The organism is Marinobacter halotolerans (assembly GCF_008795985.1).
GTDB classification, from domain to species: Bacteria; Pseudomonadota; Gammaproteobacteria; order Pseudomonadales; family Oleiphilaceae; genus Marinobacter; species Marinobacter halotolerans.
This window is the reverse complement of the sequence record NZ_VMHP01000001.1, coordinates 258,553-272,296: the sequence shown is the minus strand read 5'-3', so window position 1 is coordinate 272,296 and position 13,744 is coordinate 258,553. Positions and strand designations below refer to the sequence as shown.

The window sequence follows — 13,744 nt, the reverse complement described above, 5'->3', positions numbered from 1 at the left end:
GGAGGCAGTTCATGCCAGAAGTCAGAAGGGCAAGTGTTTCTGTTCAACCAAACCGGGTTGCCGCAGTTCAGATGGTGAGCGGCCATGATATCGGCCAGAACTTCGCGGAAGCGGAGCGCCTTTTGGGGCAGGCGGCGGACATGGGAGCGAAGATTGCGGTTCTGCCGGAAAACTTCGCCGTGCTATCCATGCGCAAGATGCTGGAATACGGTCTCAGGGAGGCCAGTTCCGACGCACCTATCCAGACGTTTCTATCCGAGCAGGCCGCTAAACTCGGGCTTTGGATTGTCGGTGGCTCGCTGCCGATTGCGGCCCGCCCCGACGGGTCCAGCGTGCCGGACCATGTTCGAGCCTGTTGCATGGTTTTCGACGATCAGGGCAAGCAGGTCGCCCGATACGACAAGATCCACCTGTTCGATGCGATGGTAGAGGATGCCCAGGGCCAGTACCGGGAGTCAGATACCTTTGAGCCGGGGGAGGACATTGTGGTGCTGGATACGCCGGCTGGCCGCCTGGGGCTGGCGGTCTGCTACGATCTGCGTTTTCCGGAACTGTTCCGCAAGCTTCGTGAACAGGGGGCGGAATGGATTGCGCTGCCCAGCGCCTTTACCTGGAATACGGGTGATGCCCACTGGCATGCCCTCATCAGGGCTCGTGCCATTGAGAATCAGCTATGGATGGTGGCGCCAGGGCAGGGCGGTCATAACAGTGAGCGCCGCCGCACCTATGGCCACAGCCTGGTGGCAGACCCATGGGGCAGAGTGCTGACTGAGCTTGATGAAGGGCCCGGCGTTGTCACGGCAGAGCTGGATATGGAGCGGCTTTACGAAATCCGGACCCGGATGCCGGTCTGGGAACACCGGCGCCTCTAGTTAGTCTCGGTTATTCCGCCGGGACGCTGGTCTCAGTCCTGGGCGGACTCAGCATCGTCGATGCATTCACGCAGGTAGCGGAAAAGTTTCCGGGGCTGGCCTGTCGTTTTTTCCTTCAGGGTATCCCGGCGGGCATTGCGCGCGAGATTTCGCAGGTGCTGGATGTCCGCCGTGGTGCAATATTCCAGAAATTCACCAACAGCACTGTCTCCTTCCTCTATCATCCGGTCGCGCCAGCGTTCGGCCAGATGGTGGCGCCGCGTATGCTCTTCGCTGCCGGAGTAGAAGGCGTCTATCTGCCGGGACAGCCCTTCCGGATCGTCTTCCTGACGAATCACCTTGCCAATGTACTGAAGATGACGGCGACGGGCCTCGTTCTGACGGATACGCCGGGATTCCTCAATGGCGGCCCGGAGCGTGCTGCTGATTGGCAGGGTGTCGAGCTGATCGTTGCTCAGGTCCAGCATGCGCTTACCCAGATCCTGCAGTGCCTGCATTTCCCGTTTTAGCTGGGATTTGCTGGGGCCGTCGTATTCCGGCGCGTCGTTATTATCGTAAGGATCTGTCATAGATTGAGCCTGATTGTCGGATTACGCATACACAAGCGTGGCGAGACCAAGAAATGACATAAAGCCAACACAGTCAGTCACCGTCGTGAGTATCACACTACCTGCAAGCGCCGGGTCAATATTGCGGGATTTGAGGAACAGCGGTAGCACCGTACCCACCAATGCGGCAGCAACCAGATTGATGATCAGTGCCGCAGCGATGATGAATCCGATCATCAGGTCGCTGAACCAGAATGAAGCGGCGGTGGCGACCACCAGCGCCCAGAGAAGGCCATTCAGAGCCCCGGCCACAAATTCACGATTCAGCAGCCAGGCCACGTTGGCGCCGCTGATCTGGCCAACGGCCATGCCCCGGATGACCAGGGTCAGGGTCTGGCTGCCGGCAATGCCGCCCATGCTGGCGACGATTGGCATCAGCACGGCCAGCGCCACAACCTTCTCGATGGTGCCCTCGAAAAGGCCGATCACCGCTGACGCGGCAAAGGCTGTCAACAGATTGATACCCAGCCAGATCGCACGGCGGCGGGTGGTTTTCAGAATCGGCGCGAAGGTATCTTCGTCTTCGTCCAGACCCGCCATGCTCATCAGCGAGTGGTCGGATTCTTCCCGGATAACGTCAACCACGTCATCGATCGTAATCCGGCCTAGCAGTCGGCCCTCTTCGCTCACCACCGGTGCGGATATCAGGTCGTAGCGCTCGAACAGGGTCGCAACCTTGTTGTCCGACAGGGTCACGGGAATGGGTTCAATATCCGTATCCATGACTTCCCGCACCGTGGACGCCGGATTTGACACCAGCATCTTGGTGATTGGCAGCATACCGATGAATTCGTCCCGCCGGCTGACCACGATCAGACTGTCGGTCATCGGGGGCAGGTTCCGGTGCCTTCGAAGGTAACGCAATACCACGTCGATGCTGATGTCCGGCCGCACCGTTATGGTGTCGGTGTTCATCAGGCCGCCGGCGGTGTCCTCCGGGTAGGAGAGAACTTCCTCAACCCGTTGCCGGTCCTGCTCGTCCATGGTGTCCAGGACTTCCTGGATAACCGTATCCGGCAGTTGCTGCAGAAGGTCGGCCAGGTCGTCCGACTCGAAGTCCTCGATGATGTCCGCCAGTTCCTGGGCGTTCAGCTGGCTCAGGAAGTAACTACGGATGTCATCGTTCAGATACTGGAGGACTTCACCTTCCAGCTGTTTGTCGACCAGGTTCCACAGCAGAGCACGCTGGCGCGGCGGCGACGATTCCAGGAGGTGGGCGATATCGCTGGGGCTCAGGCCCCCGTTCAGGATACGGGCGACCTGCTTGAGCGCGCCACTGTCCAGCGCTTCGCTCAGTGAGCGAAGGCGTTGGCGAGCCTGGCTTTTTTCAAGGATATCGGTCATAGAGCACCCGCAGTCAGAAAACTCTCGCATTATAGCGGAGTTAGGCTGGCCTGGTGAGAAAGAGTTGTAGGTGAATATCGTAGAGCGCTGTGCGCGGCCTCTATTCGCCTTCGCCAAAATAATCGTTGATCAGGGCCGCCAGAGCTTCAACTGCCCGGTCTTCGTCATTGCCTTCGGCAATCAGCTCTACTTCCACACCCTGACTGGCGGCCAGCATCATCACGGGCATGATACTTTTTGCATCTACCTTCCTGCCGTTGCGGCTGATGTGCACGGAGCTTTCGTACTCCGAGGCGGTGGCGACCAGTTTGGCGGCGGCCCTGGCATGCAGCCCCAGCTTGTTGATAATGGTGATGGTGCGGCGAACCATAGAATCAGGTTTCCCGGCTTTGCAGATGCGGAAGTTCGGTGTGGCGAACCTGGACGTTGCTGTACTTGCCCTGGAAATAGCGGCTGAGCTGTTCACAGATATAGACCGACCGGTGTTGGCCGCCGGTGCAGCCGATGGAGATGGTCATGTAGCTCCGGTTGCTGTCGGCGAAGGCCGGTAGCCAGTTCTCCAGATAGCCGGTCAGATCTTCGACCATTTTTCCGCTGAGCGGGTCTTTTTCGAGAAAATCGATGACCGGCTGATCCGTGCCCACGAAGCGCCGCAGGGCGGTATCCCAATAGGGGTTTGGCAGGCATCGGACATCGAACACAAAATCCGAATCCAGAGGCACCCCGTGCTTGAAGCCGAAAGACTGGAACAGCAGTGCCAGTTCCTGTTGCCGCCGACCGGCAACCCGCTGTTTGACCATGTCGCGGAGCTCGTACATCGACATGCCGGTGGTTTCGATATAAAGGTCAGCCAGCCGGGACAGGGGCTCCAGGAGCTGCTTTTCGTTACCAATGGCTTCCCGAAGGGAGGTTCTGTCATCGCTCAAAGGGTGTTTGCGGCGTGTGGCGTGAAAACGCTGGAGGAGGGATTGTTCGTCCGCATCCAGGTAGATGATCTCGACTGTCACACCGGTCTGCTGCAGGCTGTGGTAGAGGCTTTCAAAGTTGCTGAGTTCGCCGGAGAGGTTACGGGCATCGATGCTGACCGCCATTTTGGCCAGCCTGCCGCCGGATGACTGCCCGGTCGCCTCCTGGATCAGAGGAACCAGCAGGCCGATGGGCAGATTGTCGATACAGTAAAAGCCCAGATCCTCGAGTACATGCAGTACTGTACTTTTACCGGAACCAGAGCGGCCGCTGACAATGATCAGTTTCATGCCGGGTCACCTCAAAGACGAAAGATTTCAGGGGCTGTCGGCGAGCATCTGCCGGTAGAGCGTTTCTCCATCCGTACACTGACGCAGATGGTCACAGAAGGCGCGATCATTGAACTTCTCGGCAATCTGGCTCAGCAGCTCGAGGTGTTCACTGGTTGCCTCTTTCGGTACGACGAGGGCAAACACAAGATCCACCGGTTGGTTGTCGATGGCATCGAAGCTGACACCTTCCTCCAGTGTCATCAGCAGGCCAACGACGTGGTCCAGCCCGTCCAGACGGCAGTGGGGGATGGCGATACCCTGGCCAATGCCGGTGCTGCCCAGTCGCTCTCTGGAGACCAGATTATTGAATATCTGGGCGTCGCTGAGGGTTTCATCGCGGTGCTGAATCTGTTCCGCGATGGTTTCCATTACCCGCTTCTTACTGGAGGCCGGCACCCTGCAGAGTGTCAGTTCCGGGGCGAGAATGTTCTCGATGGTCAGGGTTGTGTCGGTCATGAATCGACGTCAGTTCCGTAAAAAAAGGCTGCGGCACCTTTCAACTCAAAGCCGGTGGCGAGTAGGCCAATGGCTTGTAAGTCAGCGCCGCAGCTCGATTAGTGACATGCAGGTTTCGGTCTGCCTAGCGGGCGCCGTTGCCGTGCATCCGGTCTACATTCTTTTCTTTGTGCTTGAGTATCTGTCTGTCCAGCTTGTCTACCAGGGCGTCAATCGCCGCGTACATATCCTCGTTCTCAGCCTTTGCGTGAATCTCACCGCCAATCACATGGAGGGTCGCCTCCGCCATTTGCCGCACTTTCTCAACCTCAAGGGTCACCTGACAGTTGCTGATATGGTCAAAGTGACGCTCTAGCTTTTCAAATTTTCCGGAAACGTAATCTTTCAGTGCGGGAGTCAGTTCTACGTGATGGCCTGAAATATTGAGTTGCATTGGCGTCTCCTGTTGTCTGCGAACGGGTGAGTCCTACACCAGTCGCTTTCTTTCGTTGGATGGAGGAATGTGCATTGCCTCGCGGTACTTGGCCACTGTCCGTCGGGCCACTTTTATACCCTGGTCCCCTAGCATGGCTGCAATTTTGCTGTCGCTCAATGGCTTTTTCGGCGTTTCCGCTGAAATCAGTTTCCTGATCATTGCCCGTATGGCGGTCGAGGAACATTCGCCGCCCTCGTCAGTACTGACATGGCTTGAGAAAAAGTACTTGAGCTCAAAAATGCCCCTGGGGGTATGCATGTATTTCTGCGTGGTTACCCGGGATATGGTGGATTCATGCATTTCCACCGCCTGGGCAATGTCCGACAGAATCAGCGGTTTCATCGCCTCTTCGCCATGATCAAGAAAGCCCTGCTGGTGCTCGACAATACGCGTTGCCACCTTTAGCAGGGTTTCGTTACGGCTTTGCAGGCTTTTGATGAACCATTTTGCCTCCTGCAGCTGATCCCGCAGGTAGGTGTTGTCGGCGCTGCTGTCTGCACGCTTGATAAGTGAAGCATAGCTGGCATTCACACGAATGCGCGGGGCAATTTCAGGATTGAGTTCCACGCGCCAGCGCTCGTTGTGCTTCCTGACAATGACGTCCGGGATGACGTAATCCGGTTCGCCCTGATCAATGGTGTCTCCCGGGCGCGGATTCAGCGCCGTGATCAGCGCCAGAACTTCCCGAAGCTGATCTTCTTTCAGGCGACTGCGCCGCAGAAGCTGCGCGTAATCCCGGTTGCCAAGCAGGTTGATGTAGTGGGTGATGACCAGTCTGGCCTGGGCCAACCAGGGTGTATCGGGCGGGAGCTGATTCAGCTGGATCAGTAGACATTCCTGGAGATCCCGGGCGAAAACACCGGGCGGATCGAAATGTTGCAGACGGTGAAGCACGGCTTCGACTTCGTCCAGCTCCAGCGGGTCTTCGTCCGATTCCTCGACCATGCCGGAGTGGATTTCTTCCAGTGGCGAGGTGAGGTAGCCGTTGTTGTTCACTGCATCAAGTAGCGCGTGGGCGATGGCCTGATCCCGCTCACTCAGTGGTGTGAGATTTAGCTGCCATTCCAGGTGATCCCGCAGGGTTTCGGTCGGGGAGTTGCGGGTCTCGAAGTCGTGGTCGTTTTCGTCGTCGTTTCGGGCGGCCGGGGCAGGAGCTGACTGATAGATATCGTCCCAGGCGGTGTCGACGGGCAGGTCATCCGGGATTGTGTCGGGACTGTCGGTTTCCGATGCCCAGTCCGGGCCGTTTTCCGATTCGTCCCAATCACTGGAGGCCTCGGTTTCCGCGGCGCTGGCTGTGTGCTCTTCGTTATTCGCCGCGTCCTGTTCATCGCGCTCGGACTCCGCGGTATCACCGACCTGATCCTCTTCCTCGGACGTTTCCAGCATGGGGTTGGATTCCAGTGCCTGCTGGATTTCCTGCTGAAGGTCTAGCGTCGAAAGCTGCAAGAGGCGGATGGCCTGTTGCAACTGGGGCGTCATGGTCAGGCTCTGGCCCATCTTTAATTGTAATGAGGCTTTCATAACCATGATTCAGGGTCCGTCACTCGGTCTCTCAGGTGCAAGGCGTTGACAAAAACTCTATGTATGTTGGCAACTTGCCATACCAAGCAAGTTCTTTGCCGAGTGTACTTGCTTGCGGATGGCAAAACAATTGGCTGCTGTGCCTGTTGTCACGGGGATTCATACTAAAGCCTGAACTCGTTACCAAGGTAAACTTCCTTGACCTGCTGGTTGGCGAGGATCTGCTCAGCGTTGCCGGAGGCAATAATATGTCCGCCGCTGACAATGTAGGCGTTCTCGCAGATGTCGAGGGTTTCGCGCACGTTGTGATCGGTGATCAGAACGCCTATGCCCTTGTCCCTCAGGTGGCGGACAATCTGCTTGATGTCGCTGACGGAAATAGGGTCTACGCCGGCAAAGGGTTCGTCCAGCAGTATGAAGGCCGGCTCCATGGCCAGGGCCCTGGCGATTTCCACCCGCCGGCGCTCACCGCCTGACAGCGCCATGCCAACGCTGTCGCGAATGTGGTTGATGTGAAACTCTTCCAGCAGTTCTTCGGCCTTGGCTTCCCGCTCACTGCGTTTCAGCTCTGATCGGGTCTCCAGAATAGCCATGATGTTGTCGCGAACGGTCAGTTTGCGAAATACCGAGGCTTCCTGGGGCAGATAGCCGATGCCCTGGCGCGCGCGGCCATGCATGGGCAGGGGAGTGATGTCCTTGCTGTCGATGGTCACGCGGCCGTTGTCGGCGGGTACAAGCCCGACAATCATATAAAAACAGGTGGTTTTGCCGGCGCCGTTGGGGCCAAGGAGGCCGACTATCTCGCCACTTCTGATTTCCAACGAGACGTCGATGACCACTTTTTTCTGCTTGTAGCTTTTCGCCAGATTACTGGCTCTCAGAACTGCCATCCGGTCCCTTCTTGTCAGTGCTGCGTGGCTGAATAACCATTTCCACCCGGCCGTCGCCACCACCGGACTCGTCGGAGCCCTCGGCGGTCACGATACGTTCGGCGCTATCATAATGAATGACCTGCCCGCGAAAAAGGTTTCCGCCCTGCTCAATCACAGCCTCGCCTCTGAAAGTGACCCGGTTGTCCTCCGCCGACCACTGGATTTCCAGGGCGCGGGCATCGGTTTCTCCCTGGCCTTCGACGGCTGGTTGCCGGTACCTGGCCGGCTGGCCTGAAGCCTGAATCCGGCTCACGCCTTCCTCACTTCGGGTAACGGTGACCCGTTCGGCCGTCAGGCGGATGTCGCCCTGGGTCATCTCTACTGAACCGGTATAGGTTGCAACGCCCTTGCTGTCATCCAGGCGGGCCGTGTCGGCAGTGACGCGGATGGGGGTATCCGACTCCAGATTGAACGCAGCCACCGGCGGTGCCAACAGCATCAGCACAAGGTAAAACAGAATGCCGGGATTGCGGCGTGTATGTCTATTTACCGGGCTCATAACGTCCTTCCACCTGAGCGTTGAGTTCGAGTATGCGTTCGTCAATCCAGACTTTCATGCCGGTCGCGCGGGTAATGCCGAGCGGATCGCTGATTCTGACCGGGTCAGCGGTATAGGCCGTGCGTTCTTCGTTGTCCAGCGTGAGCGTTTCGGTTGAGAGCGACAGGGGGCCGCGTTCATCCGACAGCCGCGTAATGTCGACGTTACCGGTCAGGAACATCATTCCCTGCGTCTCAAGAAGTCTGCCCTGTTTCGCTTCCAGCTTCCAGGTGGCACCGTCGGATTCCCCAAACAGTGTGGCGCGTGGCTGTTGCATGCGGAAGATGCTGTCTTCTTCAAATTGCTCGATCCGCTCGCTTTTTATTTGCATGGCCAGTTGGCCGGTGGTGCTGAATGACAGGAACTGACCGCCCACCACAAAGGCGTCCGGCTCGGCTTCGCCCCGCAGTTTTGCGGCTTCCATAGGCTGCACAGGTTCGTCGCTCTGCCAGAGCATGACGATCAGGGCCGCGATCACCGCCACCAGGGCCAGCGCCCGGGTTTTTGGGCCGCGAATCAGGGTTTCCAGGGTCATTGATCCGATCCCTGATTCTGCATCTGATCTTCTTGCTGGTAGGGAAGCAAGGTAGTGTCCAGCTTTCCCTGGGCCAACAGCAGCAGGTCACAAAGTTCCCGCACCGAACCCTGGCCTCCCGCCGAACCGGTGCACAGATCCGCCGATTCGCGCACCGCCCAGTGGCCATTGGGGACCGTCACGCCCAGACCGGCGTAGAGGATGGCGGGCAGGTCTGGCAGATCGTCCCCCATATAGGCAATGGCGGCGGGCTCAATGTTCAAACGATTGGCCAGTTCCTGGAGTGCAACTTTTTTATCCTCCCGGCCCTGCATCAGGTTGGAAATGCTCAGGTCGGTCATGCGTTTTTCGGTAAGGGGGGAGCGCCTGCCGGTAATTACGGCAAGTTCGATGCCTGCAGCCATGACCTGCTTCATTCCCAGGCCATCGAGGATATTGAAGCCTTTCATTTCATCGCCACTGGCAGTGAAGTAGAGTTTGCCATCGGTCATGATGCCGTCCACATCCAGAGCCAGCAGCCTTATGCCGGCGGCTTTCTGGAGAATGGCTTCGGGCCATTGGGGGCGGAGGCCTGGCGTTTTTGCGGCCATCAGATCACTCCGGCCCGTAGCAGGTCGTGCATGTTGATCGCGCCGGTCAGCAGGCCATTACGGTCAATAACGGGCAAGGCGTTGATCTTCAGCTCTTCCATCATATTCAGTGCCTCCGCTGCCAGCTGGTCTTCATGGATGGTGCGACCATTGCGTGTCATCACATCACTGATTGCAGTTGAATGGATGTCGATCGAGCGGTCCAGGGTTCGGCGCAAATCGCCGTCAGTGAATATTCCGCAGAGCTCGCCGCTGGCATTGACGACGGTTGTCATGCCCAGGCCCTTGCGGGAGATTTCCAGCAACGCGCGGCTTAGCGGCACGTTCTCCTGGACTCTGGGGATCTGGTCGCCGGCATGCATGATGTCCGACACCCGCAAAAGCAGGCGTCGGCCAAGCGTGCCGCCGGGATGGGACATGGCAAAATCCTCGGCGCTGAACCCGCGGGCCTCCAGCAGGGCCACCGCCAGGGCGTCACCCATAACCAGCGTGGCGGTTGTGCTAGAGGTAGGCGCCAGGCCCAGTGGGCAGGCCTCGACGGCTACGCTGATGTCCAGGTTAGCGGCGGCCTCCCGGGCCAGCACGGAATTGGCATTGCCGGTCATGCTGATCAGCGGTGCGCCCATACGTTTGAACAGAGGCAGAATGGTCAGTACTTCGCTGGTGTTGCCACTGTTGGAGATGGCCAGAACCACGTCCTGACCGGTGATCATGCCGAGATCGCCGTGGCTAGCTTCGCCCGGGTGGACAAAGAACGCCGGGGTGCCCGTGCTGGCCAGGGTGGCGGCAATCTTGTTACCGATGTGGCCGGATTTGCCCATGCCGGTCACCACCACCCGTCCCTTGCAGGCCATGATGACCTCGCAGGCCTTTACAAAGCTGTCATCAATCCGTTCGCTCAGTGCATCAATTGCGTCACGTTCGATCGCAATGGCTCTGAGGGCAGACTCGCGGAAGGTCTGGCTTGTCTCGCTTTTCATTCGGCTTTCAGATCTCGCATTGGCAGTGCATTGATGTGACGCCAGAGTATATCACTTCCATACTGGCTGAGAGTTCGTATTGCTTTGTGTTCATATTGGCGATGTTCGATTGAGGTTACCGCCATCTTGGCATAATGTAGCGCTCTGAATCGAACGCCGGGCCAGGGAATGAGCGTGTCAGCAGAACCCTACATTGAATTGAAAGACGTGGTCTTCACGCGTGGAAGCCGGCGTATTTTTGACGGCGTCAGCCTGCGGATTCCGGAAGGGCGTATCACCGCGATTATGGGGCCGAGCGGCACAGGCAAGACCACGCTGTTACGGCTCATCGGCGGACAACTGAAACCGGATTCCGGAACGATTACCGTGGCCGGTGAGTCCGTGCCCGCATTGGGGCGCAAGGCGCTTTACCGCCTGCGGGAAAAAATGGGGATGCTGTTCCAGAGTGGCGCCCTGTTTACCGATCTGAGCGTGTTCGAGAACGTGGCTTTTCCGATCCGGGTACACACCCAGCTTCCGGAAGATATGATACGCGACATCGTATTGATGAAGCTGGAGGCAGTCGGCCTGCGGGGCGCACGGGACCTGATGCCGGCCCAGCTCTCCGGCGGCATGACCCGTCGGGTGGCTCTGGCGCGCAGCATCGCCCTGGATCCGGAGCTGGTCCTCTACGATGAGCCCTTTGCTGGGCAGGATCCTATCGCGATGGGGGTGCTTATCAAGCTCATACGCGACCTCAACCATTCCATGGGTCTGACCAGTGTGCTGGTATCCCACGACGTGCCGGAGTCCCTGAGCATCTGCCATTACGCCTGTATCGTATCCGACGGCCAGATTATCGGTGATGGTACCCCGGACGAATTGCGGAACCATCCGTCCGAGAAGGTCCAGCAATTTCTCAAGGGCCACCCGGATGGGCCAGTGCCTTTTCACTACCCGGCGTCAATGGCCACCGAAGACTGGGGCATCGGTGGGGGGCAGTCATGACGGACTGGCTGGTTGCTCTGGGCAGGCGGGGGCGGGAGATTGTCGAATCTTTCGGTCGATCCGGTGTGTTCCTGTTCCGGGCTCTGGCGGGCGTGCCCAGCTTTCGCGTTGGTTTCCCCCTTCTGGTCAAACAACTCTATTTTGTGGGCGTGCTTTCACTGGCGATTATTGTGGTTTCCGGCCTTTTTATCGGCATGGTGCTGGGGCTGCAGGGCTATACCATCCTCAGCGATTACGGATCGGAAGCGGCCATCGGGCAGATGATTGCACTCACGCTGGTGCGGGAACTGGGGCCGGTTGTCACCGCGCTGTTGTTTGCCGGCCGGGCAGGGTCGGCGCTGACGGCGGAAATTGGTCTGATGAAGGCGACTGAGCAGCTCTCCAGCATGGAAATGATGGGGGTGGACCCATTGCGCCGGGTGATCGCCCCGCGTTTCTGGGGTGGTTTTCTCGCCATGCCGGTGTTGGCAGTGATTTTCTCGGTGGTTGGCATTTGGGGCGGCATGCTGGTCGGCGTGGAATGGCTGGGTGTGTTTGAAGGCTCGTTCTGGGGCAATATGCAGTCGTCCGTAAGCTTTACCAGCGATGTGTTAAACGGCGTGGTCAAGAGTGTGGTATTCGGCTTCGTGTGTTCCTGGATTGCGGTTTACCAGGGCTATGACTGCGAGCCCACTTCCGCCGGTATCAGTTCTGCCACGACCAAAACGGTGGTGTATTCATCGCTGGCGGTGCTGGGGCTGGATTTTGTTCTCACGGCGGTAATGTTTGGCGATTTCTGATCAGGCTACAATCTTCGAAACAGGCGAGATTAAATCATGACGCAAAGATCAACTGACATGGTGGTGGGGCTGTTCATGGTGGCCGGTATCGTCGCTCTGCTGTTCCTGGCGTTGCAGGTCAGCGGGCTGAGCCCGAAGTCGTCCGGCGAGTCCTATACGCTCTATGCCAATTTCAATGACTCCGGCGGTCTGACACCGCGGGCCAGGGTGTCCATGGCGGGCGTTACCATTGGCAGCATCCGGGAAATCACACTGAACCAGGAAACCTTTCAGGCCAGGGTGGTGATGGAGATAGACGCCAGCATTGACAGCATCCCGGCAGACAGTGCAGCAGTTATACGTACATCCGGATTGCTTGGCGAACAGTACATAGACGTGTCCGTTGGCGGCGATCTCGAGTCCCTGGCGCCCGGTGACACCTTTTACACAACCCAGTCGGCCATGAATCTTGAGCGGCTGATCTCAAATTTTGCGTCCGGCCAGTAACCGGCTGATGGGCGACAGACGTTATGAAAGACGTTTTACAGGAGACACTGATGATCACATTACGAAACAGTCTGGTGGCGCTGGTTGCCATGTTTGTCTCGCTATCGATCACTGCGATGCCTGCGACGGCTGCCTCGCCGGAGCAGGAGCTGCTGGAGTACGTAGACAGCAACACCCAGGAACTGGTGGACAAGCTCAATGAGGAAAAGAATCTCTACAGCGAAGATCCGGAAGCTTTCTACGCGAGCATGAACAAAGCGCTGAGCGATTTTGTCGATTTCCGGCGAATCGCCGCGCGGGTCATGGGCCGGTACGCTCGTCAGGCCACGCCTGATCAGCGGGATGAGTTCGTCCGAAAGTTCAAGCGCAGCCTGTTTGATAGTTATGCCCAGGCGTTAGTCAGCACCGAGGAGTTCGAGATCAAGGTCAAGGAAGCCATGATCAATCCGAATGACCCGGGCAGGGCATCGGTCCAGATGGAAGTGATCAGCGCGTCCGGCAACCGGTACCCGGTGACCTATTCCATGTACAAGACAGACCAGGGGAGCTGGATGATGGAAAACGTCATTGTTGAGGGCGTTAACATCGGTCTGGCTTTCCGGGATCGCTTCAGCCAGGAAATGGAAAAGCAGCGGGGAGATGTCCAGGCAGTGATCGACAACTGGGGTAGCGCGATGGAATCCCTCAAGCTTGATCAGACCGTGGGCAACACGTGAGCCCGGAAGCGCCCCGTTTGACCCTCACCGGTAACCGATTAAGCGTTATCGGTGATATCAGCCCTGACAACGTTGGCCCGGTCCGAACCGAAGGCGAGCGCCTGATCGCCGGACAGGCCAGCGGCGAGACGATTGTAATCGATCTATCGGGACTTGGCGTTGCCCACAGCATTGTGCTCTCGCTTTTGCTGTGTTGGATGCGACTGGCGGCTTCTGAAAACCGTTCCCTGGCACTGGAGGGTGTGGGAGAGCGGTTGCAGTCCCTCGCTGCCCTGAGTGGTCTGGACGAATACCTGCCCGGACTCACCTCTCAAAGCTGACCCGAAGCGCTTAATTGGGTACAATCCCGCCCTTGGTTTTATAAACGCCTGAGGATTTTTTATGGAAGCCGCCGAAGTCATCGAGTTGGTGAAAGAAGCACTGCCGGACTGTGAAGTTGAGGTTCAGGTGGATGGCAACCACTACCTCGTTCTCGTGGTGGGTGAGGTATTCGAAGGCCTGCCGACCATTAAACGGCAACAGATGATTAACAAGGCGCTGTTCCAGCACGTTATGGACGGCACCATTCATGCGCTGCACCCAAAAGCCTTTACCCCAGCGGAATGGGCTGCCCGTCAGGGCTGA

General features: G+C 58.0%; 19 protein-coding genes. 7 read left to right on the top strand and 12 right to left on the bottom strand.

Features of this window, described 5'->3' with window-relative positions:
• Positions 1-11: 11 nt before the first annotated feature.
• Positions 12-872, top strand: coding sequence for a carbon-nitrogen hydrolase family protein (locus FPL19_RS01195; RefSeq protein ID WP_150909821.1), 861 nt, complete (start codon positions 12-14; stop codon positions 870-872).
• Between the two features lie 32 nt (positions 873-904).
• Here the strand turns inward: FPL19_RS01195 and yjgA are convergent, their stop codons facing one another.
• From yjgA to FPL19_RS01135, 12 genes are all read right to left on the bottom strand, one after another.
• Positions 905-1,441, bottom strand: coding sequence for a ribosome biogenesis factor YjgA (yjgA, locus tag FPL19_RS01190; protein ID WP_150909819.1), 537 nt, complete (start codon positions 1,439-1,441; stop codon positions 905-907).
• Between the two features lie 21 nt (positions 1,442-1,462).
• Positions 1,463-2,824 (bottom strand): magnesium transporter, encoded by a 1,362-nt coding sequence (mgtE, locus tag FPL19_RS01185; protein ID WP_150909817.1) that lies wholly within the window; start codon positions 2,822-2,824, stop codon positions 1,463-1,465.
• A gap of 100 nt (positions 2,825-2,924) precedes the next feature.
• Positions 2,925-3,194: an HPr family phosphocarrier protein gene (locus FPL19_RS01180; RefSeq protein WP_150909816.1), complete on the bottom strand. Its 270-nt coding sequence runs from the start codon at positions 3,192-3,194 to the stop codon at positions 2,925-2,927.
• A 4-nt stretch (positions 3,195-3,198) separates the two neighbouring features.
• Positions 3,199-4,080 (bottom strand): RNase adapter RapZ, encoded by an 882-nt coding sequence (gene rapZ / locus FPL19_RS01175; protein WP_150909814.1) that lies wholly within the window; start codon positions 4,078-4,080, stop codon positions 3,199-3,201.
• 27 nt (positions 4,081-4,107) lie between these two features.
• Positions 4,108-4,578, bottom strand: a complete 471-nt coding sequence (gene ptsN / locus FPL19_RS01170; protein WP_150909812.1) for a PTS IIA-like nitrogen regulatory protein PtsN — start codon at positions 4,576-4,578, stop codon at positions 4,108-4,110.
• A gap of 124 nt (positions 4,579-4,702) precedes the next feature.
• The gene (gene hpf, locus FPL19_RS01165) at positions 4,703-5,011 is read right to left on the bottom strand and encodes a ribosome hibernation promoting factor (RefSeq protein WP_150909810.1); all 309 of its coding nucleotides are present in this window, start codon (positions 5,009-5,011) and stop codon (positions 4,703-4,705) included.
• A gap of 33 nt (positions 5,012-5,044) precedes the next feature.
• Complete coding sequence (locus FPL19_RS01160) at positions 5,045-6,583, bottom strand: RNA polymerase factor sigma-54 (RefSeq protein WP_191965194.1); 1,539 nt, start codon at positions 6,581-6,583, stop codon at positions 5,045-5,047.
• A gap of 158 nt (positions 6,584-6,741) precedes the next feature.
• Positions 6,742-7,467, bottom strand: a complete 726-nt coding sequence (gene lptB / locus FPL19_RS01155; RefSeq protein ID WP_150909808.1) for an LPS export ABC transporter ATP-binding protein — start codon at positions 7,465-7,467, stop codon at positions 6,742-6,744.
• Positions 7,445-8,008 (bottom strand): lipopolysaccharide transport periplasmic protein LptA, encoded by a 564-nt coding sequence (lptA, locus tag FPL19_RS01150; RefSeq protein ID WP_150909806.1) that lies wholly within the window; start codon positions 8,006-8,008, stop codon positions 7,445-7,447. The genes lptB and lptA overlap by 23 nt, the downstream gene beginning before the upstream one ends.
• Positions 7,992-8,582, bottom strand: coding sequence for an LPS export ABC transporter periplasmic protein LptC (gene lptC, locus FPL19_RS01145; RefSeq protein ID WP_150909804.1), 591 nt, complete (start codon positions 8,580-8,582; stop codon positions 7,992-7,994). Before lptC ends, lptA begins: the two co-directional genes overlap by 17 nt.
• The gene (locus FPL19_RS01140) at positions 8,579-9,172 is read right to left on the bottom strand and encodes a KdsC family phosphatase (RefSeq protein ID WP_150909802.1); all 594 of its coding nucleotides are present in this window, start codon (positions 9,170-9,172) and stop codon (positions 8,579-8,581) included. Before FPL19_RS01140 ends, lptC begins: the two co-directional genes overlap by 4 nt.
• Positions 9,172-10,152, bottom strand: a complete 981-nt coding sequence (locus tag FPL19_RS01135) for a KpsF/GutQ family sugar-phosphate isomerase (protein WP_150909800.1) — start codon at positions 10,150-10,152, stop codon at positions 9,172-9,174. The genes FPL19_RS01140 and FPL19_RS01135 overlap by 1 nt, the downstream gene beginning before the upstream one ends.
• A gap of 168 nt (positions 10,153-10,320) precedes the next feature.
• On the opposite strand from FPL19_RS01135, the gene FPL19_RS01130 reads away from it, so the two are divergent.
• The 6 genes from FPL19_RS01130 (at position 10,321) to FPL19_RS01105 (ending at position 13,744) form a co-directional block, all read left to right on the top strand.
• Positions 10,321-11,139: an ABC transporter ATP-binding protein gene (locus FPL19_RS01130; RefSeq protein ID WP_263656780.1), complete on the top strand. Its 819-nt coding sequence runs from the start codon at positions 10,321-10,323 to the stop codon at positions 11,137-11,139.
• A complete protein-coding gene (gene mlaE / locus FPL19_RS01125) occupies positions 11,136-11,918 on the top strand; it encodes a lipid asymmetry maintenance ABC transporter permease subunit MlaE (protein ID WP_150909798.1) in 783 nt (260 codons plus the stop codon). The genes FPL19_RS01130 and mlaE overlap by 4 nt, the downstream gene beginning before the upstream one ends.
• Before the next feature lie 36 nt (positions 11,919-11,954).
• Positions 11,955-12,404 carry an outer membrane lipid asymmetry maintenance protein MlaD gene (gene mlaD / locus FPL19_RS01120; RefSeq protein WP_150909796.1) on the top strand — a complete coding sequence of 150 codons (450 nt, stop codon included), beginning with the start codon at positions 11,955-11,957 and terminating at the stop codon, positions 12,402-12,404.
• Positions 12,405-12,454: 50 nt separating this feature from the next.
• Positions 12,455-13,120 (top strand): MlaC/ttg2D family ABC transporter substrate-binding protein, encoded by a 666-nt coding sequence (locus FPL19_RS01115; RefSeq protein WP_150909794.1) that lies wholly within the window; start codon positions 12,455-12,457, stop codon positions 13,118-13,120.
• Positions 13,121-13,137: 17 nt separating this feature from the next.
• Positions 13,138-13,440 (top strand): STAS domain-containing protein, encoded by a 303-nt coding sequence (locus tag FPL19_RS01110; RefSeq protein ID WP_225314246.1) that lies wholly within the window; start codon positions 13,138-13,140, stop codon positions 13,438-13,440.
• A gap of 61 nt (positions 13,441-13,501) precedes the next feature.
• On the top strand, positions 13,502-13,744 hold the full coding sequence (locus FPL19_RS01105) for a BolA family protein (RefSeq protein WP_150909790.1): 243 nt from the start codon (positions 13,502-13,504) through the stop codon (positions 13,742-13,744).

What these genes read in the sequence shown, in the direction of transcription:
- FPL19_RS01160 (WP_191965194.1), bottom strand. Translation starts at nt 6,583, where the DNA reads ATGGTTATGAAAGCCTCATTACAATTAAAGATGGGCCAGAGCCTGACC.
- rapZ (WP_150909814.1), bottom strand. Translation starts at nt 4,080, where the DNA reads ATGAAACTGATCATTGTCAGCGGCCGCTCTGGTTCCGGTAAAAGTACA.
- FPL19_RS01140 (WP_150909802.1), bottom strand. Translation starts at nt 9,172, where the DNA reads ATGGCCGCAAAAACGCCAGGCCTCCGCCCCCAATGGCCCGAAGCCATT.
- mlaD (WP_150909796.1), top strand. Translation starts at nt 11,955, where the DNA reads ATGACGCAAAGATCAACTGACATGGTGGTGGGGCTGTTCATGGTGGCC.
- lptC (WP_150909804.1), bottom strand. Translation starts at nt 8,582, where the DNA reads ATGACCCTGGAAACCCTGATTCGCGGCCCAAAAACCCGGGCGCTGGCC.
- lptA (WP_150909806.1), bottom strand. Translation starts at nt 8,008, where the DNA reads ATGAGCCCGGTAAATAGACATACACGCCGCAATCCCGGCATTCTGTTT.
- FPL19_RS01130 (WP_263656780.1), top strand. Translation starts at nt 10,321, where the DNA reads ATGAGCGTGTCAGCAGAACCCTACATTGAATTGAAAGACGTGGTCTTC.
- mlaE (WP_150909798.1), top strand. Translation starts at nt 11,136, where the DNA reads ATGACGGACTGGCTGGTTGCTCTGGGCAGGCGGGGGCGGGAGATTGTC.
- ptsN (WP_150909812.1), bottom strand. Translation starts at nt 4,578, where the DNA reads ATGACCGACACAACCCTGACCATCGAGAACATTCTCGCCCCGGAACTG.
- yjgA (WP_150909819.1), bottom strand. Translation starts at nt 1,441, where the DNA reads ATGACAGATCCTTACGATAATAACGACGCGCCGGAATACGACGGCCCC.
- lptB (WP_150909808.1), bottom strand. Translation starts at nt 7,467, where the DNA reads ATGGCAGTTCTGAGAGCCAGTAATCTGGCGAAAAGCTACAAGCAGAAA.
- FPL19_RS01180 (WP_150909816.1), bottom strand. Translation starts at nt 3,194, where the DNA reads ATGGTTCGCCGCACCATCACCATTATCAACAAGCTGGGGCTGCATGCC.
- hpf (WP_150909810.1), bottom strand. Translation starts at nt 5,011, where the DNA reads ATGCAACTCAATATTTCAGGCCATCACGTAGAACTGACTCCCGCACTG.
- FPL19_RS01105 (WP_150909790.1), top strand. Translation starts at nt 13,502, where the DNA reads ATGGAAGCCGCCGAAGTCATCGAGTTGGTGAAAGAAGCACTGCCGGAC.
- FPL19_RS01135 (WP_150909800.1), bottom strand. Translation starts at nt 10,152, where the DNA reads ATGAAAAGCGAGACAAGCCAGACCTTCCGCGAGTCTGCCCTCAGAGCC.
- FPL19_RS01115 (WP_150909794.1), top strand. Translation starts at nt 12,455, where the DNA reads ATGATCACATTACGAAACAGTCTGGTGGCGCTGGTTGCCATGTTTGTC.
- FPL19_RS01195 (WP_150909821.1), top strand. Translation starts at nt 12, where the DNA reads ATGCCAGAAGTCAGAAGGGCAAGTGTTTCTGTTCAACCAAACCGGGTT.
- mgtE (WP_150909817.1), bottom strand. Translation starts at nt 2,824, where the DNA reads ATGACCGATATCCTTGAAAAAAGCCAGGCTCGCCAACGCCTTCGCTCA.